We start from the raw sequence: 20333 nt of genomic DNA on the forward strand, positions 1-20333 counted from the left end.
CAGTTGGATCAGGAGCCGCCCCCGGCCGGGATCACCCCGCGAGCGGCGTTGGCCACGCAGAACTCCTCGATGCGTTCGTCGAGCCGGCGGGCCTCGCTCGCGTCGCGGAACTCGGGTCCGGCGATGCGCCGCCGGATGCCGCTGAGCCGCTCCTCGAGCTGCGCGATGCGTTTGTCCTCGGCCAGCTCCAGCACCGGGGTCAGCGCCGCGGCGGCGCCGTCGAGACTGCCGTTGATCAGGTGCGCGGTCGCATTGTCCACGCGCGCCAGGGATTCCGCGCCGTAGGAGCGCCGCTCCTCGGGGCCGTTGGCGTACAGCTCGATCGCCCGCTGGGTGGCTTGCAATGCGGGTGCGGCCTGGCCGAGATGGATATAGGTGGCGCCGGCGTAGTACTGACTCTTCGGCTCGTTGAAGCCGAATACCCCGCCGACCTCGTCGTGCAGGTTGTCGGTGCCGTTGCCGTCCCGGGCGCCGTCGGCGGCGCCGATGCAGCGTTCGGTGTCGGCGGGGCTGCCCAGCTTGGCCCAGATACGGGCCTCGATGTTGTGCAGCCGCACCCGCGCGGTCGCCGACTCGGCGTACTGCTGCCCGCTCTGCGCCAGCGTCACCGCGTGCCGCGGGCGGTGCGATCCGTACTCGATCAGCGCCTGCATCCCGCGGGTCCAGGCGCGTAACCCGTTGTGCCCGCACAGTTCCGCGTAGGCCCAGGCGGCGCGGGCCTGCTCACCGGCGGCGTCGTGGTATCCCAGGTCGGTGCTGGCATTGGCGAGCAGCCCGGACAGCGTGCCGGCCAGCAGATACAGATGTGTTGTGTCCGAAGGTCTCTGATGTCCCTCCAGCAGTCGGTAGACGCGCCTGCGCACCCGCAGCATCTCCACCATCATCGGAACCGGCGGCACGTGCACATAGTCGTTGGCGATGCGCATGACGTCGGCGTCGAGTTGCTCCAGAGCGGTGGCACCCACGTTGGTGATCTCGGCCCGACCGGCGTGTTCGCTGGCTTCATGGGCAGCCGCCATGATCAGATCCCTCTCCGAAATCTCGGCTGACGCATCACCTCTCATCGCACCGGTGTCAACCAGAGCCAGAAGTTCCGCGTCGCTCGAATACTTGGCGCGCGCCGAATCTGCCGGGCGCGCATCGATGTCCGGCGCGGGCCGATCGATCAGGGGCTGATCGACCAACGCCGCGAAACGTGCCCGCACGACCTCGTCGGACCTGGCAAGGGATGTGTCCAGAGCGGCCTGGTTGACCGGGCGGGGATGTACCCGAGCGCCCCCCGCCTCCCACTTCGAGACCAGTCGTTCGTGCACACCCAGGTGCGCAGCGAATTCCCGGATACTCATCCGCTTGGCATCGCGGAGGGCACGGGCTTCCCTACCTGACCACTGCCGGACCACGATGTCATCCCTTCCGCACGAACTCCGTACTCCAGAGTACGAGCGCGCAGTGATCGCAGCCACAGCCGAAACCGAGCTGGTATCAGCGGTTTCGGAGATCTCTCGGCAAAGGCAGCGGAAAGGCAGCGCAAGGAGGGTGTGCGGGCGTTCCGGATCGATCGGCGAGGCGGGATCCTGGATGAGGATCGAGGGAGCTCGCCGTGAACGTGGAGAAACTCAGGACCGTCGAGGATTGGGTGGCGTTCTACCGATACGAGTACGGACTGCCGGTGCACGAGCGCGGTGGGTTCGTCATGCTTCCGATCACCGGGCGCGTCGGCGTCGTGCATCTGCCCACCGCATATGCCGGCGGCGTCCGGGATTCCCTCACCACACAGGGCGCCGCCGGGCCGACGCTGGCCCGGCAGATCCGCTGGAGTTTTCTGGTGGCGCCCGACAGCCGTCCCGGCGCCGCGGTGCTGGACGCGCTGAACCGTTCGGACATAGGCATTCCCATCGCCGGAAGCGCCGTGATGTTGCCGACCGGCCTCGGCCGTTGGACCAGAGAAGGGTGCCACTGGGTCCGGCCACCGAGCCGCGACGACGAACTTCCACCCCTCTCGGTGGTCATCGCGACGGCTCTGGCGGTGGGAGGCGGGGGCGAGGACTGACCGCAGACCGGTCCTCGCCGTCCCGCGGCCGGGTCCGCCCCACTTTGGCAGTCGACGGGGCGGACCCGGATTATCCGAGCCGGAAAGTCGAAGCACTCGGCAAATCTCTGTAATCTCGTTACTGAGACGTGATTGTGATCTATATCACAATATCGCTGTGAGTTTGCTGATCTTACTGTCTGGTACGGCAGTTGTGGAAATGAAAACCATGCTCGTCTCGATGATCAGATAATGCGTGGTCGTCAGTTATTGCTGAATACGTTGCTTCTTAATCGGCGTGTGCCCGATGATTGCCGATGGCTATCAGGGCGGGGGCGTCGGTGTGGTGTGTCCAGTTCGGGCAGGACCTGCTCATGACTGTTTTACATATGTCGAATCCGTTATTACGCAGCATTCCGTAGCGGTCGCTACCGCCCGAGCCGGTAATAGGACATGGCTTCGGTCGGTGATAGGAATTTTGTGTCGGTGAACATTCAGACACCATTCGGCGTCCCGCGTTGAGATCCGACAGGTAGGTTCTGCAGAAAGGTCGAGCTGATGCTGCCGCAGGCTCACCCGGTGCTGATGGTGTGTTCGGCGCCGTCGCCCGGTGAATCGTGGACTCCCGAACAGGCGCATCTCGTGATGCAGGTGCACATCGAGCATCTGTGTGCGGCGAAGCGTCACGCCAAAGCTGTTCTGGTGGAGGCGAATCGGATGATTCCGGCCGATTCGCCGCATATGGGAACGTGATTCCCGGGCCGGCCCGGGTGGTGACGAATTCGGCTGCGGCACCGCGTGTGCCGCAGCCGAATTCGTCTCATTCTCGCGCCGGAGCGCTCACACCTGCTGCCAGAGGGCGGGCGTGGCCGCGGGGGTCCAGCCCGGGTCGTAGGCCGTGTGGGCCTGCAGGCACTTGTATCGAGCGCCTTCGTAAATGACCACGTCGCCGACCTTGTAGTCGGCGCCCTGCCGCCACGCCTGGGCGGAGCCGCCCGGGGTCGAGGTCGGCGGTGCGCTGGTGGTGGGTTGCGGCGAGGTGGTCGGCTGGGATGTGGTGGGCTGGGACGGCGTGGTCGGCTGGGTCGACGTGGGCGGCGCCGGGGTGGTGGTCGGTGCCGTGGTCGGCGTGCCGCCGGATGATCCGTCGCCGATGTTCAGGTCGACGCAGGAGTAGAAGGCATTCGAGGTGTCCCCGATGTTCCACACCGCGAGCAGCTTCTGCTTGCCGCTGAACTTGCTCAGATCGATCGAGTGCGTGACCGACCCGCCCGGCAGCTCGTTCTTGCCGTCGACCTTGCCCACCAGGGTGTCGCCGATGAAGTACTCCCAGTCCGCGGTGCGGTGCTGAGCCGTGTTCGTCCAGGTGAAATCCACCTTGCTGCCGACGTTCTGGACTTTCCAGCCCTTGCTGTCGTCATCGAGTTCGGGGTACTTGTTCGCCCCGCAACTCTTCAGGCCCTTGGGTCCCTCCACGCTCTGCGGCTCGTAGCTGATGTCGCCGCAGGACACCAGGCCCTGGGCGCACTGCGCCTGCCGGCTCAGCGGTGACGAGACGTACCCGTGTGCGCTCGCGGTGGCGGTGGGCAGCAGTGCGACGAGGATCGGCGCGATTCCGACGGCCGCGCCGACGAGGGACAGCATTCTTTTGCTCACTGATACTCCTTGTGAGAGATTGTGCGGACAGCGCGCCGGCACGCGGTCCTGTGATCGCTACGTGATAGTTCCGTGATGACTTCAGCTCATTTTATCGGAAACTTATCCTCTGAAACCTAGGTGTTCTGAAACCTAGGTGGCAGCAATCGGGCAGTCAAACCCTCCCCGGCCGACTCGTCACAGATGAGTCGATTACGCAATTCGGTCATTGGGTTTGAACAGGTAAAATAGTGAATTCGCATTACAGATCGCTGATCGCCGCACAACTCTGTCCGGTCGGTTTGTTTGCTGGTCGGCAAACTTGCCCGCATAAGCCATCGAATGAAATTCCGGAATGGGCAATGCGACTGATCATCGGCTCTGTTATCAACCGACCTTTGTGCAATTGCACAGTTGTCCGCGATACCGCTCGACACAGCGACCTCGGAAACGACCGAGGGTGGCGTCGCCGATACCGGCGACGCCACCCTCGGGTGTGCTTACGAGCGGATCAGCTCTTCCGCCCCGGAGCCTTGGCCCCGGACTTGAAGCCCAGTCCGCCCGGCTTGGCCGTCGGAGGCTTGGGCGCATCGCCATTGCCCGCATCCGACGCCGCCCCGGACGAAGCAGACTCGTCGGCCTGCACCGGCTCCGCAACGGCTTCGCGTGTCGCTTCCGCCGAACCCGATTCGGTAGCAGCCGGTTCCGCTGCCGCCGATTCGGCCGCCGCGGGCTTGGGCGAGCCGGGCGCCTTGACCCCGGGCTTCTTGAAGCCGGACTTCATCGCGAGGCCCTTCGGCGCCACGGTCGGTTTCGACTCCACCGGACCCGATTCCGCCGCGGCCGAATCCGTCGCACTGGATGTGGCGCTCTCCGAAGTCGACTCGGCAGGTGCGGCCGACTCGGCGGGCGCTGCCGGTTCGGCGGCGGCGGGCTTGGGCGAGCCGGGCGCTTTGGCTCCGGGCTTCTTGAAGCCGGACTTCATCGCGAGGCCCTTCGGTGCCACCGTCGGTTTCGACTCCACCGGACCCGATTCCGCCGCGGCCGACTCCGTGGCACCGGATGTCGTGCTCTCCGAAGCCGACCCGGCAGCAGCTTCCGCCGGTGCGGAGTCCGCGGCCGATTCCGCGGGTGCCGACTTCGCGCCGGGCGCCTTGCCCGCACCCTTCATCGCCAGGCCCTTGCCACCGGGCGCCTTGGCGCCGCCCTTCATGCCCAGACCGCCCGGCTTGGCGGTCGGGGCCGCGGGGGCCTCGGTGGCGGACTCCGCCGCGGGCTCGGCATCGGTTGCCTTCGCGCCGGGCGCCTTCGCGGCACCCTTCATCGAAAGACCCTTGCCGCCGGGCGCTTTCGCCGCACCCTTCATGCCGAGCCCCTTGGCCGGTGCCGCAGGCGCCTCACCGGACTCCTCGGCGGCCGCCGGTGCCTTGCCGCCGGGCGCCTTGGCCGCGCCCTTCATACCCAAGCCACCGCCGGGCGCTTTGCCGCCACCCTTCATGCCCAGGCCACCGCCGGGCGCTTTGCCGCCGCCCTTCATGCCCAGGCCCTTGCCCGTCGCGGGAGCGGGCTTGGGCTCGGCGGGCGCGGGGGCCGCCTCGGCCACCGGCTCGGGCTCCGAAACCGGTTCCGGCTCCGCCCGCTTGGGCTCCTGGATCACCTTCAGGTTCTCCGACAGCGTGCCCGGCTCGACCCGGTCGATCGACTGCAGCATCAGCTGCGCCACGTCGACCACCTCGACGCCCTGGCCGACCTCGCCGGAATCCTTGCGCGCGGTCACGCCGTCGGTGAGCATCACGCGGCAGAACGGGCAGCCGGTGGCGATCATCGACGGCTCGTTGCCGCCGCCGAGGGCGGCCAGCGCCTCGTCGGTGCGGTCGAGGTTCACGCGCTTGCCGAGCTGTTCCTCCATCCACATCCGGGCGCCGCCGGCGCCACAGCACATGGACCGCTCGCCGTGCCGCGGCATCTCGGTGACCTTCGCGCCCGAGGCGCTCATCAACTCACGCGGCGCGTTGTAGATCTTGTTGTGCCGGCCGAGGTAGCAGGGGTCGTGGTAGGTGACCTTCTCCGACACCGGCTTCACCTGCACCAGCTTCTTCTGACGCACCAGGCGGTTCAGCAGCTGGGTGTGGTGCACCACCTCGTAGGTGCCGCCCACCTGCGGGTACTCGTTGTTGAGCGCGTTGAAGCAGTGCGCGCAGGTGACGACGATCTTCTTCTTCGAATCCTCGACACCCTCGAACACCGAGTTCAGCGTCTCGATGTTCTGCATGGCCAGCTGCTGGAACAGGAACTCGTTGCCCGCGCGGCGCGCCGAGTCGCCGGTGCAGGTCTCCTCCGCGCCCAGCACCATGAACTTCACGCCCGCGGTGGCCAGCAGTTCGGCGACGGCCTTGGTGGTCCGCTTGGCGCGGTCCTCGTAGGCGCCGGCGCAGCCGACCCAGAACAGGTACTCGTAGCCGTCGAAGCTCTCGGCGTCCTGGCCGAACACCGGAATGTCGAAGTCCAACTCCGACATCCAGTTCAGCCGGTCCTTGGCGTTCTGGCCCCAGGGGTTGCCCTTGTTCTCCAGATTCTTGAACAGGCCCGCCAGCTCGGAGGGGAACTCCGACTCGATCAGCACCTGGTACCGGCGCATGTCGATGATGTGGTCGACGTGCTCGATGTCCACCGGGCACTGCTCCACGCACGCGCCGCAGGTGGTGCAGCTCCACAGCACCTCGGGGTCGATGATGCCGCCGACGTCCTCGCCGCCGACCAGCGGCCGCTCCGCCTCGGCCTTCGCCGCGTCCGAGATCTTCGCCAGCGCGGCCTCGTTCGGCTTGCCCTCGGCGTCGACCAGGCCGACCTCGTCGCCGCCCATGTCCTTGCGGCCACCGGCCAGCAGGTACGGCGCCTTCGCGACGCCGTGGTCGCGCAGCGACATGATCAGCAGCTTCGGCGACAGCGGCTTGCCGGTGTTCCACGCGGGGCACTGGCTCTGGCAGCGACCGCACTCGGTGCAGGTGGTGAAGTCCAGCCAGCCCTTCCACGAGAAGTCCTCGACCCGGCCGACACCGAGGGTGTCGTTGTCGGGGTCGATCTCCTCCATGTCCAGCAGCGCCTTGCCGTCGGAGGTCATCGGCTTGGCCGCGCCCAGCGCGACGCCGCCGTCGTTCTCGCGCTTGAAGTAGATGTTGAAGAAGGCCGCGAACCGGTGCCACGCGACACCCCAGTTGATGTTGCGGCCGACCAGCAGCAGGAAGGTGCTACCCGACACCATCTTGATGAACGCGAACACCGCCACCATGGCGACGCTCGACGGCAGCAGCTTGGCGACCTGCATGGTGAAGAAGTCGGTCCACGCGGTGGCGTGGCCGTAGGTGGCGATCTTGCCGGCCTTCACCAGAACCATGCCGAGACCCTCGATGAGCACGATCAGCTCGATCGTGTACGCGGGACCGAACCGCGAACCGCTGAAGCGCGACAACCGCTGCGGGACCCGGGGATGGTTGAGCTGGCGAATGACGATCAGCGTCACGATGCCGATCACGGTGGCGATGCCGAGCAACTCGTCGGCGAGGTGATAGATGTGCCAATCGCCGAAGATCGGCCAGTGGAACTCGGGCTCGAAGGTCTGCCCGTATGCCTCGAAATACAGGATGAATCCGGCCAGGAAGCCGATCATCACCAGCCAGTGCGCCCATCCCACGGTGCGGAACTTGTTCATCCGCGTATGGGCCAGGAACTCGACGATCATCGTCTTCAAGCGGGGGAAGAACGGCCGCCAGCGGTCGGGGGCGGGCTGTCCGATCATGATGGCGCGGACCATTGTGCCGACGCCGCCGATGAATGACGCCCAAGCCACCAGGCTGAACGCCACCCCAATCGCGCCCAGCGTCACTGTCAGGGCATTCACGTCGCGACCTTCCTTCGGTTCAACGAGCATCCGGCGGCAGGGCTGTTGCCGTCGGCGGTTGCACGCATCCTAACTTCCAGTAAGTTACCCGCCGGTAACTTACCTGTCCACTCTATGATCTCCGGCGGGGCGCACCGCAGCTGGCTGGGGTTTCGGCCCGATAACCTGTGTGACCGGATTCACCCGCAGATCTCCTACGCTGCGGTTTCGCGTGTGCGCGGTTCGGCTATCACGGTAAAACCCGGCAAATCCGGTCCATAACCAAGGACACGCTTAGTTCCACTGGCGGGAAACAGTTCTCGCTTCTGGCCAGTGATTGAATTAGGCTCGCTTCGTCCTGCTTGCTGTGCGTATCTTCACACCGCTCGGGGAGGGTCTTGCAGGTCGCTCGGACGGAGTGGCGACTTGAGGGATGCGTGGGCTCTCGCGGAACAGGTACGCGCGCAACACCTGATGATGGATTGGATAACCGAATGAAGTTCCGCAGCACTACTGCGGTGGGCGCCTTGGCTATCGGCGCTCTGACTGTGGGGTTGGGTACCGCGCATGCCGAACCCGCAGCGCCGTCCGAGCACGCCGATTCGACGATCGGCTACTCGGTGGCCCAGGAAGACAAGACAGTGGTCGCCCGCCTAGGCAATGGGGGCGTCTTCGAACTGGTTCAGCCTGAGGCCTCGCCGGCGAGCGACGCGACAGCGACCGAAATCTCGGGCCAACCGACGGAGCAGGCGCCGACTCAGGTCAACGTCAAAGACGACAAGGGCAACACCGTCCTGAGTTTCCCGTTGGAATACGCGATCACGGGACAGCACATTCCGGTCAAGGCGGAGCTGCAGGACGACGGCAAGGCACTGGCGGTGACGCCGGAACGGCCGGCCGGGCTGCCGAGTGACCAGCCATTGAATGTGAAGCCGGTCGTCAAACCGATTGCCTCGCCCGTTGAGAATCAGCGAGCACTGACGGACTTCTCCACGTACTTCGGTCTCGCCACGGCGATCGGTGGATTTGTCGGAACGGCAATCGGTGCGGTTGTCGGCTGCGCGCTCGGTCTGCTCGGAGTCGTTGTCGGCTGCCTCGTGGGGCTGCCGACCGGTGCGGCGATCGGTGGAATTCTCGGCACCATCGTCGTTGGTGGTCCGACGCTGGTCGCGGCCGGAGTCGACCTGGTCAACACTCTGCAAGCGCCCGCCGGTACCACCAAGTGGACCGACGACGCCATGCAGAAGCAGCAGCAGGTGCAGCAGCAAGCGCCGGTGCGGTAGCCACGCGGCTCATACGAAACCGGCCCGCTCCCTACCGGGGGCGGGCCGGTTTGTGTTGGGGGCGGGCTGGTTTGCGTTGGGCGGGCGGGCCGGTGGTGTATGGGCGCGTTCGGCCGTTGCGTTCGGTATTCGTTCCGATCGTGCGTCGACTAAGCTCGCCTCGTCGTGTGCATTCTGCACACCTTCGTCGGTCCGATCCTGCCGGGCGGGCCGCATGACGTGGGTGTGCGGTGCGACCTGATGAGGGATTGGAAGACCTGATGAAATTCCGCGCGTCCACTGCGGCCGGAGCCATGGTCATCGGTGCGATGACCGTCGCCGCGGGTGCCGCTCACGGCGAACCCGCGCTCACCGGCGCCGAATACATCGACTACGCCACGCGGGTGGTCGACCGCACGATCGTCACCACACTGAAGGGCGGCACGTTCGAGCTGGCCGACCGATCCGCGGCCGACGGGCGGCAGGTCCTCGAACTGAAGAACCGGACCGGCCAGGTCGCGCTGGAGATGCCGCTGAACTTCCGGGTGGCCGGGGTGCCGGTTCCCGTCCGGTCGGTGGTCAAGGAAGACGGCCGCGTGCTGGAGCTGACGCCGGACCAGCCCGCCGAGGTGGACCGCGAGCACCCTCTCACCGCGGTGCGACCGATCGCCTCGCCGCTAGAAAACGACCGTGCGATCAATGATTTCGCCACCAAGCTGGCACTCAGCGGAGGCATCGGCACGGCCATCGGGACGGTGCTCGGCATCGCGGTCGGCACCGTGCTCGGCGTCCCGATCGGCGGTGCCATCGGATGCGCTGTCGACGTCGCCACGGGCTGCGTCCCCGGCCTGCTCATCGGTGCCGTCGCGGGTGGAATCGTCGGCGCACTCGCCGTCGGAATCATCGGCGCGGCGATCGGCGGCGGCCCCACGGTCTCCACCGCCGGTGTGGAAATGCTGAACACCCTGCAGGCACCGCCCGGCACCACCCCCTGGGCCGACCTCGCCCAGCCTCCCGCCAGCCCGGTACAACCCGCCCCCGCGCCCCCGCAGCCCGCCCCTGCCAAGCCATAACCCTCCCGCTGTCACCTCTCCTGTGTGCCCATCGCTCCGCAGGGTCGGGTGCCCACCGCTCCGCAACTCGCCCTGCACGCGACTACGGAACGCAGCGGTCGAGTTCCGTAGCGGCGACGTGCAACCCGTAGCGGTGTAGTGCGGCCCGCGCGACCGCGGACGGATGCCGGGCGGCGGTCAGGACGGGAGTTTCAGGCGGCCTGCGAACGACACCTCGTCCTCGGGGCTGCCGAGGCGGCCGAAGGATTTCTCGGCGACTGTGAAGGTGCCGTCTTCGCGGATGAGCAGGACTGTGCTGCAACGGGTGCCGTGCAAGGTGTCGGCGACGAAGCGGGCGGAGACGGCGCGTTCGCGGACCTGGGGGAGGCCGGTGTGGGGTAGTTCGTCGTCGGGGGCGATGGTGCGGTCGGCCAGCACGTCGAAATAGGCGGCCACGTCGGCCGGAGCCGTCTCGATGACCGAGCGCAGGGCGAGCAGTCCGTCGCGGACCTTCGGCCAGGCCGCGGCGCCGTTGTCGGTGCGGATCGCGACGGCGCCGTTCTCGGCGGGACCGTTCTCCGCGGTGCCGAGCAGCGCGCCGTTGGACAGGCCGTGCACGCCCGCGGCCAGTTCCAGGGGCGCGTGCCCGCTGCGATTGCTGTGCCACCACAGCGTGTCCAGATCCGAGACGATCAGATTGAAGCCGTTGTACTCGTCGGAGGCCGCCGCGACGCCACGGACGAACTTCTCGGGCCCGTGCTCGTCGCGCAGGAAGTCCATCAGCAGCGCGCCGCGGGAGCGGGCGCCGGGGCGGGCCTCGCTCGGGCCGCGCACGTTCGTCACCGTGGCGAAGCGATGGCGGATGGGCAGCAATCCGAGCCAGGTGCCGGGAATCGGATTGCCCGCGCCCATGTCCCGGCCCGCCAGCAGGCCCGGCACCTCCGGCCACCACCGCATTGATTCGGTTGGGCGGGTATAGAACTCATCCCGATTGGCCGCCACGATCAGCCGGTACTCGGGGTGCGCCCGCCAGCCCAACAGAACCAGACACATGCGTCCAGCATGCCCGACGCCGCACGGCCCGGTATACGGCCCCGCGCTGCCGGTGAGCTGCCCACGGCGCGGGACGGCGAAAGGGCCGGTGACTGCCCGTCACCGGCCCTTTCGGGGTATACAGACGGCGTCCTCGCGACGCCTCGCCGCGGACTAGCTGGTGCGTACCCGCAGACCCGGGTTGTCCGAGAGCACCACGCTCACCGGCTGCGCGAACAGCTGCGGGGCGTTGCCGGTCAGGGCGCCGATCAAATTCGGGATCTCGCAGATCGGGTAGTCGGCCACCGACGACGCGCTGGAGATGCCCAGCGCCTGGGTGCCCGTCACGATCGGGCCGCCGCTGTCACCCGGCAGCGCGCAGATGTTGGCCGAGAAGGCCTGGGTGAGCTGGCGCTCGCCGACATCCACCGTCTGGTCGACCGCGTTCACCACGCCGCAGGAGAAGCCGGTGCGCGAGCCCGACTTGCAGACCGGGGCGCCCACCACCGGAGTCGCCACGCCGGTGACCGCGATCGGGGCCTGGCCCGGGACGCGAACCTGGTTGTTGGAGAACCGATCCCGCGCGTCGTCGTTGATCGAGACGATCGAGTAGTCCTGCTCGCCCAGCACCGACTTCTGGAAGGTGCCCAGCTGTGCGCCGGTCTTGTTACCGGGCAGCAGCTCGAACATGGCCGGGGCGTTGGCGGTGCCGGCGGCCGGGATGTTCGGGTCGCAGTGACCGGCGGTGATGTTCACGACATTGTCGTTGCGGTCCAGGCCGTTGAAACCGGCCGAGCAGACCAGCTTCATCTTGCCCGCCACGGACGCGTAGCCGTCACCGGCCGCGTACGCGCCCGGGCCCTGCTCGCCCGCGATCGGCGTAGCCTGCGCCACCTCGGACTGCTCCGGCCCGACCGGCGGTGCGGCCATGACGATCACCCGCGCCGGGTCGACGAAGCCGGGCATCGGCAGGCCGGGCTTGTCCACCCGCACCGCGATGCTGTTGTTGACGGTGTCGACGACCACGCCACGCACCGCCTGCGCCACCGCCTCCGGCTGGGTGGACAGCCACTGCTGGAAGGCGTTCTTCTCACTGCGGAGCACGGACTCGCTCTTGGCGACGTCGCGGACCTTGAAGCCGGCGTCCTGCGCGGCCTTGCGGGCCTCGTCCACGCCCTGCCCCTGCGCCAGCGCGACCACCGGCTGGCCGCCGTCGTCCAGCCACGATCCGGCGAAGGCCTGGGGGAACTGCCGCTGCGCGGTGGTGGAGAACGCGCCCACCTGCTGCGCGACCTCCGCGCGGTGCAGGTACTCCTCGGGGGAGATCTTCAGGTCGCGGGAGACGGCCGCGGCCAGGGCGGCGGGCAGATTCGACGCCGGAGTGGGCTCGGCGGACACCGTCGCCGCGACCGGCCCGAGGGCCAGGGCTGCCGCCGACGCGACGACGGCGGCTTTACGGAGACGGGCGCGCGGGTGACGCCCCACGGCGGACGACGAAAGACGGATGCGTGGCAGGAGCATGTGCCGACTATATGGGTTCAAAACGGTTATGCCTACTTATCTCGGCGTTCGATTCGGCTGACGTACCGGCATGCCGGACGGCACTCCGGTGATTCGTGAAAAATTCATTCCGGGTTCGGCTTTCACCCGGCGTTCTGGCGGGTACGCACCGCGATTCCCGAGCCGACCCCACCACCGGATTCGGCGTCGATATCGGCGAGGATCGCGCGGATCGGAATGCCCAGCGACGCCGTGCCACCGTACTGTGCCAGGCCGATATTGGCCTCGTTGCAATCGGGGGCGTCGGCCGCATTGGACCCGCTGGTGATGCCGAGCGCCAGCGTGCCGGTGACGATGGCGCCGCCGCTGTCACCGCCGAGGGTGCAGGCCGAGCTGGCGAAACCGCGCACGGTCTTGGATTGGCCCTCCGTGGTGAACAATTGCGTCTCGACCCGGTCGGCGACCACGAAACCACAGGTGAATGTGGAGGATTGGCCGGACTTGCAGATCGGCGCGCCGATCACCGGGTCGGCGGTGCCGGTGACACTGATGGTGGTGCCGTTCGCGCCGCGCACCGACGGCTGGTCCATGCCCGCGCGCACCGCACGCTCGCTGAGCTGGATCACCGAATAGTCCAGGCCGCTGTTGCCGCCGACGTGCGCCCGCACGAAAGTGCCGAGTTTCGGACTGGCCTTGATATTGCGGACGTCGGGCAGATATACGTCGGCCTGGCCGTCGCCCTTGTCGAGATTCGGATCGCAGTGTCCGGCACTGATATTCAGCGCGTTGCCGGCGGCGTCGACGCTGTTGAAGCCGAACGAGCACACGTCGACCGACTTCAGCGCCGCGTCGTCGAGCGAGGTCGGCGCGCTGATGTAGGTGTCGCCGCCCATCGGCCGCCGCTCGATCGGGCCGCCGCCGTTCGGGGACAGCACCACCTTGATGTTGGCGATCAGCGTCGGGAGGTTCAGCAGGTGGCCGGCCGGGGTGTTGGCGACGCTCAGGACCAGCTGACTGTTGAGGAAGTCGACGGCGACCGAGTTGATGGCCCCGGCGATGTCGCGGGGCAGCCCGCCGATCCAGCCGACGAGCTGGTCCAGCGAACTCTCCAGGTTGTCCGCGGAAATCGGCGCGAGCCGGGTTTGATAGCCCGCCGTCTCCGCGGTGTGTGCGGCATCGAGCGAGGTGACCGCCACGACGGGTTTGCCGTCCGCGGACAGCCAGGCGCCGGCGAATTCGTCGGGGCGTTCGGAACGGAAGTCGCGGGCGTACTGGCGCAACTGCTGGGCGCGGGCGGCGCGGTCGAGGTATTCGGCGGGCGTCATCTTCAGGTCGCGGCCGATGGCCTGTGCCATCTCGGGCGGGAGCTGGTCGGCCGTCAGCTGCGCGGCCTCCGGTGCCGGGTCCGCTAGCGCAGGTGAGGCGCCGAACCACGGTCCAACGAGGACGGTCGAGGCGAACGCGGCGGCGGCAGCTTTGACCGTGGCGCGTCGCGCCGGCAACTTGCGCATGAAGTCCCTTCGTCAGGCACCGGGTGTGCCAGGTGGATCCGCGGGGCGGTAAGCCGTTGTGCGGCAACAGCCCTCATCCTGTAGCAGACCGAGCGCCCGGTCCGTGGAACCGGGCACTCGGGTCAGCGCTTCACTTTAGGGCACAAATGCGCCGAGTTCGCTACGAAACGATCACGGAATCCCGGCGTACGGCCGCTGTGGTTGCGGGGTCGGGAGCCAAGTCGGGTACGGGATGAACGGAATGATGGTGGTCGGCGTCCGGCGCGGCGTGGTCGGTGTCGTCCGTGTCGGGCGCGACGGTGAGGTCGTCGTCGCGGGCGGCGGTGGCGGCGGCGTCGCGGAGGTGGGCGGCGGCGGTGGTGGCGGCTCGGACGTCTCGGGTTCCGGCGCGGGCTCCTCGACGATGCTCGGCGGCGGGGCCACGAAGACCGGTGGCGGCGGCGGGGCGACGGTCGTCGGCGCGGGTTCCGAGCGCGCGTTCGGTAGTGGCGCAACGGGTGTGTCGGTGTCGCCGCGTAGTAGCAGCCCCGCCGCGACACCACCTAGGACCAGGCCGAATACCGCGGCGGCCGCGATCAGGACGAGGGTGCGGCGGCTGCGTCGCGAGCGGGGTTGCGGTGTCTCGGGTTTCGCTGTCTCGGCTTCGGCCACGGTCTCGGCGGGCGGCTCGGCCCCGGGGTAGACCGCCGGTGCGGCCGCGGAGTACGCCGCGGGCATGGCGGCCGAATAGGCCTGCATGGTCGGGTCGTCGGTCGGCAGTGCGGGCAGCACGTCGGTGACGATCAGCGAGTTCTCGGAGTGCGTCGGGTCCGGCGGCGTGCTGCCCGCCGGGGTGGCCAGCACGGCGGCCAGGGCCGCGCGGGCGGCGTCGCGGGCGTAGCCGCGGCCGTCGACCGTTCCGTCCTCGGATTTCCCGGGATCGGGAAGGTCGCCCTCGCTCACCAGGACCACCGACCGCAGGCCGAGATAGTCGAGGGCGTCGCGCAGCGCGGTCACCTGCTCGGCGGGCCAGTCCGCGGGATGGGTGGCGTAGAACTCGGCGGGGCCGTTCAGATGATCGGCGGCCAGATTGATCAGGCAGAACAGCGCGGTCGCGACCAGATCGTCGGCGCGGTACGCCTCGCCGTCGTCGACCGAGATGCCCGCCGGGTCGCCCACGGCCGCGAAAAACCCGGTGATGGAATGGGAATGGCCCGACGGCGGGTCGCCGCCCAGGGCGGCGTCGCCGTCGTCGGACATGTGCAGCACCGAGTCGCGGACGATGTAGTGGGGTTCGAGCGAGTCGTCGCCCGCCTCGCCGACACCGGCGACGATAGCGGCAACGCATTCGTCCTCGGCGATGCGCAGGCCCACCCCTGTGGCCATTCTCGTTACCTCGCTTCGGTGTCCCGGTCGGTGCCGCACCGATGTCACACGAGCAGCGAACCGTGGCCCATGGCGCGGAGCATCGACAATAACTCCGATCGGGACCCGGCTCCGATCCGACGCCGGATCCGCGCGACATGATGCTCCACCGTCTTCGCCGAGATGTACAGCCGAGCGCCGATTTCCCGGTACGTCAAGCCCAGTAGCACCAGTTCGGCGACCTCGCGTTCGCGCTCGCTGAGCATGGCGTCACTGCGCGGCGCCGGTTCGGGGCGCGGCTCGGCGGCGGGCTCGGGCGGGCGGATCGGCAATTGCGGCGGGCGGGACTCGGTGCGCACGGTGCGGGCGAGTTTCAGCAGGGCCGTCGCGATCGTCGAATCGTCGGCCGCCAGCGCGGCCTCGCTGGCCAGCCGGGCGGCATCCCAGACCATGCCGATGGCCGCCAGCCGGCGCACCGCGGCCGCCACCTCGTCCGGCGCCACCGATCCACGCAGCGTCAGCACCCAGGTGCGGCCCGCGTCGGCCAGCGCCGCCGCGTGCGGATCGCCGGCCAGGGCCGTCGCCTTCAATTGCTGTGCGTGCGGCAGCAATTCGTCGGGGCGTTCGCGGGCGATGGCGGCCTGGATCGCGTACCAGTGGAAGGCGTTGGCCCAGGCGGGCGGATTGCCCAAGCGGTGCAACAGCTTTACCGCGCCGTCGACCAGCGCCGCCACCCGGCTCTCGTCCTGCAATCGGATCCCGGCCAGCCACAGCTCGCCGATCGGCAGCAGCGCCAGCAGGTCGACGCCGATGTCGTCGAACAGCGGGTGTGCCGCTTGCCAGGCCAGCGTCAGTGCGGTGTGGTCGCCGCCGCGGCGGGCCAGCCCGACCAGAACGCCGTGTGCGAGCAGCCGATCACGCTCGCACAGCCGGTCGAGTTCCAGGGCTCCGGCGAGTTGCGCGGCCGATTGCTCGTCGCCGCCCAGCATCGACGTCCACGCGGACAGCACGAGCAGATGCTGATCACGGGCCGCCACCTCGGGACCCGGCCCGGCATCGGAGGTGATCACCGGCAACGGCGTAGTCGTGGCCGCGGCCCCGTGCAGAGCATCGGCGGCCCGCCGCGGCTCCCCCATGCTCAAGCACAGCAGCGTGGCGATCGACACCGCCGTACACGGCAGCAACTCGGTGTCCGCAGCGGCCGAAAGTTCCGCACGCGCCGCCTGAATCAACGAGGACGCCGCCCCGAGCGAGGCGGTGCGCCCGGGGGCATATGCGCCACTGATCGCGAATGCCGGTGCGCCTTCCCACGGTCGGCCGGGGGCCGGTGCGTTGTTGGTGGCGGGTGCCGGTGTTCGTTCCCGCGGACCGCCGGGAGTGGGTGCACCGTTGGTGGTGGGTGTTGGTGTCCCTTCGGGCGGTCGACCGGGTGCGGTTGTGCCGCTCGCCGAGGCTGCCGACACTCCATCGGACGGTTGGCAGGTGGTGGGCGCGCCGTTGGTCGCCGGGGCCGATATGCCTTCCGGCGCTTGGTTGTTGCCGAAGGCGGTTTGGTTGTTGGTGGCGGCTGCGGGCAGTCCTTCCCGCGGTCGACCGGTGCCGGGAAGGGAAACGGCGTTGGTGGTGCGTGCCGGTGTTCCTTCCTGCGGTCGGTCGGGGGCGGGCGTGGTTGTCAGACGGGTGGCTCGGGCCGATATCTGTTGTGGCGGAAGGCCTTTCGCATTGGCCGTGCTGTCGGCGGTGGGGTCCTCCAGGCCGAGGGTGCGGGCGAGGGCGGTGGCGATCAGGCTTGCGCGGGCGGTGGTGCGGGTCGGGGGCCACAGGGCGGCGGAGGCGGACATGGCCTCGGCCGAGTCGATGTCGCCCGCCAGGTACAGCACGGTGGCCCCGACCGCCCAATCGGTGCCGATCCGCTCCGGCCCGAGCCACGAGTACAGGTCTGCGGCGCGGTCGGCCAGGCCGCGCCGGGTCCATACCCCGGCGCAGACGCGGACGGCCGCGGCGAGTTCGGCGGCCGGGCCGTCGGAGCGGTCCAGCATCGGCTCGGCCAGCCGCAGCGCGACATCGGTATTGCCGAGGCGGGCGGCGGCTTCGGCCCAGCGCAACTTCACCGCCGGTGCGGGTCGCCAACCGGTCCCGGTGCCGCTGGCCGCTGCCGCCGCGTAATAGCGGACCGTCTCCGTCCCCGCGGCTTCCGCGGCGGTGCAAAGGAATTCGGCCAATCTGGCATCGCGCACGCCGGACTCCGCGAGCAGCAGCGCGGTGTGGTCGCGCAGCAACCCGGCTTCCAGTCGGGCCTGTAGCAGTCGGCGCTGCACCATGAGGAACCGCCGATCGCCCACCAGCGTGCGCAGCGGCGCGATGGCGAGGGCGAGCAGCAGGTCGGCGTCGGTCACCAGTGCGCTGGCACGGGCTCGATCGATGAGGTCCAAGGCGACGGCGTCGCTGATGTCCAGCACCTCGGTGAGTTCGGCCGGATCGAGACCGGTCCCGGTGGCCGCGATGACGAATGCATCGAGCAGGTGCGGGTCCGTGTCGTCGAGAAGCGCTCTGGCCCAAGCTGTCACGGCCGCGTCGACCGCGCCGATGCCGCTGTCCAGCCGCGTGGCGCAAGCCGCCGACAGCGCCGCCACCACGCCGCCGTGGATACCGGCGGTCCGGCCGTGGATGTGCTGGGCCACCGGCCGGGGCACCATCATGCCCAATTCCCTTGCGAACGGGGCGATGTCGGAAACACCGAGCGGACGTAGGTCCACCACGCGGCCCCGGCGCGACACCGCATCGGTGAACGCGCGGAGCGCCGGGTCGTGCGGACGCGGACGGGTGGCGATAACCATTGTGCAGCAACCGGATTCGACGGCGGCGCACAACTTCACCAACTCGCTGGGTTCGAGGGTGTGGGCGTCGTCGACCACCAGGGCCGGACGGGGGCCGGTGCCGCCGGTGGCCTCGGAGACGGTGTCGCAGGCGACGATGCCGCGCCCGCGCAGGCGGTTGCGGATCGCTGCCAGCAGCGTCGACTTGCCGGTGCCGGAGCGGCCACGGACCAGGAAGACCAGCGGCTCCGGTCCGGCGGAGTCCAACTCGCGGAACATCTCTCGCACGCCGGGGAGTGACTCGTGCGCGATAGCTGTATTGCTTGTCACCGGAGCTCAACCACCTGTGCGTTCGATTATCCGGCCCGGCGCGTCCAACACCGTGCCGAGGGTGTCGCCGGTTTGATCGAGGGTGTCGCCCAGCGTGTTGCCGAGCCCGCCGGGCTGGGGCAGGTTCGGAGCGGGCACAGGCGTCGGCGAGCCCGGGGCCGGTTGTGGCGCAGGGGAAGCCGGGGGTGGAGCGGGTGCCGCGGGACTTCCGGCCGGGTCGGCGGGTGCTGCCGGCGCGGGTGAGCCGGGTGCGACTGGAGACCCGGCTGGGGACCCGGGCGCGGCTGGGGAGCCGGGTGTGGCTGGGGAGCCCGGTGTGCCAGGGGACCCGGGTATGGCTGGGGAGCCAGGGGATGCGGCCACCGGCACGGCCGATCGGTCCGCTCCGGTCTCGGCGGCAGGAGCCACTCCGGAGTGGTTCGCAGCCGTCTGCGACTTCGCGCTCGAGCCCGGATTGGATGTCGTGGCGGGCGACGAGTCGACCGCGGCGGTGCCCAGCGTCAATGTGCCGGTGGCCAGCACGGCGACGGCTACCGCCGCGCCACCGATCAGGGCCACGCGCTGCCAGGTGCTGAAGCGTCCGTCGCGCGCGGGATCCACCGGCAGCTCCGGTAGTGGTGAGACGGCGCGGGGCTCGGGAGGCGAGTACTTCTCCTGCGCCGGAACGGGTTCGGCGCGCTCGGCCGGAAGCACCGGCGCGACATCTGTTTGCACGGACTCCGCGAGCAGGTCCGCCGCCAGCAGCGCCGCCCCCTGCGCGGCGGTGTGCGCGGGCTCGGCGACCGCGCTGACGGGGAGGCCGAATTCGGTGGAGAGCAACTCGGTGAGCAGCGGAATCGCTGCTCCGCCCCCGGTCAGGAGGATTCGGCTCGCGGTGCCGCCCGCTCGGGTCATCGCCTCGCGCACCAGGGTCAGGGAGTCTCGCAGCGGTTCGCGGAACAACTCTTCGACGTCGGCGCGGACCAGTCGGATATCGCGGCCGGGCAACCCCGGGAACTGAACAGCGACCGCCGTCGCGGTAATTTTTGACAGTTCTTCTTTCGCATTCCGGCAGCGGCGGCGCAGGGCCGACAATTCCGTTTCGACCACCGGATCGAACGGGTCGAGGTCGTAATCTCCCAGGGCGTTTGCCAGGACGTAACGCAACACCAGTAGATCGAATTCGCTGCCTGCTGCCTCGTCGGAGCGCACCGGCTCGCCGAGCAGGCCCGCGGTGCCGACCACCGACACGGTGAGGCCGGTACTGCCCAAGTCGTAGACGACGACCGGGCTCGCGGCGGCGTGATCGCCCTCGTCGGCCAGCCGCCGGACCGCGGCCACCGCCTCCGGGACGAGGATCACCTCGTGTCGGCCGGCTGCGTCCAGCGCGGTCCGCTGTGCCGTCACGACGTGCGGTTTCCACCAGGTCGGCAGGCCCACGACGGTGCGTTCCGGGGCGGTGTCATCGATCGCCGCGCCGATGACACCGGCGACCAGATCGGCCGCGGCGATCGGCGAGCCGTCGCCGGTCAGGATGTCCACGGGATCGCCCACCCGGGCCAGGAAGCCGTCGGAAACGCCCGGTGGCGCGCTCGGCCGGATCCGGACGGCGAAGTCGCCGGTGGTGCCGTGGCCACCCCTGGTCGTCACGGCGACCGTGTTCGACGACCCGACGGTGATGCCGAGCGTCAGGCCCTGAGTCATTCGATAACCCCTGTCGTTCGAAACGCAAGGTGAAACGTGTGTTCGAAAAGTTGCGTGGTCGTCGCGACCTGTTCCGTCTGTCGGTTGCTGGGGGTTCGTTGTTACTTCACCTGGAGGAGGTACGGGGAAATTCCCCTAATGCCGCGACGACCCCCATCGCGAAGGCACTGTGGACAAGGGGGTTTCGCCCCGTTACGCGCAAACGGCAGGTGTTCCTAGCGTGAAAAGCAATTCGACTGCCGCGGGCCGCTACCGGCCCGCT

General features: G+C 68.9%; 13 protein-coding genes. 4 read left to right on the forward strand and 9 right to left on the reverse strand.

The features are described 5' to 3' along the window. Window positions 1–8: 8 nt before the first annotated feature. Window positions 9–1019, reverse strand: coding sequence for an XRE family transcriptional regulator (locus ACFMRZ_RS24045; RefSeq protein WP_400180856.1), 1011 nt, complete (start codon window positions 1017–1019; stop codon window positions 9–11). Between the two features lie 581 nt (window positions 1020–1600). Here ACFMRZ_RS24045 and ACFMRZ_RS24050 point away from each other — a divergent pair. After that, window positions 1601–2050, forward strand: coding sequence for a hypothetical protein (locus ACFMRZ_RS24050; RefSeq protein ID WP_400180858.1), 450 nt, complete (start codon window positions 1601–1603; stop codon window positions 2048–2050). Window positions 2051–2587: 537 nt separating this feature from the next. Beyond that, window positions 2588–2782, forward strand: a complete 195-nt coding sequence (locus ACFMRZ_RS24055; protein WP_280273785.1) for a hypothetical protein — start codon at window positions 2588–2590, stop codon at window positions 2780–2782. 87 nt (window positions 2783–2869) lie between these two features. On the opposite strand, the gene ACFMRZ_RS24060 is transcribed toward ACFMRZ_RS24055, so the two are convergent. Next, window positions 2870–3685, reverse strand: coding sequence for a lytic polysaccharide monooxygenase (locus tag ACFMRZ_RS24060; RefSeq protein ID WP_400180859.1), 816 nt, complete (start codon window positions 3683–3685; stop codon window positions 2870–2872). A gap of 490 nt (window positions 3686–4175) precedes the next feature. Beyond that, window positions 4176–7562, reverse strand: coding sequence for a 4Fe-4S dicluster domain-containing protein (locus tag ACFMRZ_RS24065; protein ID WP_400180860.1), 3387 nt, complete (start codon window positions 7560–7562; stop codon window positions 4176–4178). 473 nt (window positions 7563–8035) lie between these two features. Between ACFMRZ_RS24065 and ACFMRZ_RS24070 the strand changes: the two genes are divergently transcribed. After that, complete coding sequence (locus ACFMRZ_RS24070; RefSeq protein WP_400180861.1) at window positions 8036–8824, forward strand: hypothetical protein; 789 nt, start codon at window positions 8036–8038, stop codon at window positions 8822–8824. 260 nt (window positions 8825–9084) lie between these two features. Beyond that, a complete protein-coding gene (locus tag ACFMRZ_RS24075; protein ID WP_400180862.1) occupies window positions 9085–9876 on the forward strand; it encodes a hypothetical protein in 792 nt (263 codons plus the stop codon). A 177-nt stretch (window positions 9877–10053) separates the two neighbouring features. Here the strand turns inward: ACFMRZ_RS24075 and ACFMRZ_RS24080 are convergent, their stop codons facing one another. From ACFMRZ_RS24080 to ACFMRZ_RS24105, 6 genes are all read right to left on the reverse strand, one after another. Then, the gene (locus ACFMRZ_RS24080) at window positions 10054–10908 is read right to left on the reverse strand and encodes an NRDE family protein (protein WP_400180863.1); all 855 of its coding nucleotides are present in this window, start codon (window positions 10906–10908) and stop codon (window positions 10054–10056) included. A 153-nt stretch (window positions 10909–11061) separates the two neighbouring features. Continuing rightward, the gene (locus tag ACFMRZ_RS24085; protein ID WP_400180864.1) at window positions 11062–12408 is read right to left on the reverse strand and encodes a S1 family peptidase; all 1347 of its coding nucleotides are present in this window, start codon (window positions 12406–12408) and stop codon (window positions 11062–11064) included. Between the two features lie 122 nt (window positions 12409–12530). After that, window positions 12531–13898 (reverse strand): S1 family peptidase, encoded by a 1368-nt coding sequence (locus ACFMRZ_RS24090; protein ID WP_280365009.1) that lies wholly within the window; start codon window positions 13896–13898, stop codon window positions 12531–12533. A gap of 171 nt (window positions 13899–14069) precedes the next feature. Further along, on the reverse strand, window positions 14070–15263 hold the full coding sequence (locus ACFMRZ_RS24095; protein ID WP_400180865.1) for a hypothetical protein: 1194 nt from the start codon (window positions 15261–15263) through the stop codon (window positions 14070–14072). A gap of 44 nt (window positions 15264–15307) precedes the next feature. Continuing rightward, a complete protein-coding gene (locus ACFMRZ_RS24100; protein WP_400182958.1) occupies window positions 15308–18337 on the reverse strand; it encodes a LuxR C-terminal-related transcriptional regulator in 3030 nt (1009 codons plus the stop codon). 57 nt (window positions 18338–18394) lie between these two features. Continuing rightward, the gene (locus ACFMRZ_RS24105; RefSeq protein ID WP_400180866.1) at window positions 18395–20071 is read right to left on the reverse strand and encodes an Hsp70 family protein; all 1677 of its coding nucleotides are present in this window, start codon (window positions 20069–20071) and stop codon (window positions 18395–18397) included. Between the last annotated feature and the right edge of the window lie 262 nt (window positions 20072–20333).

It is taken from the genome of Nocardia sp. N2S4-5 (genome assembly GCF_044628355.1).
GTDB lineage: Bacteria > Actinomycetota > Actinomycetes > Mycobacteriales > Mycobacteriaceae > Nocardia > Nocardia wallacei_B.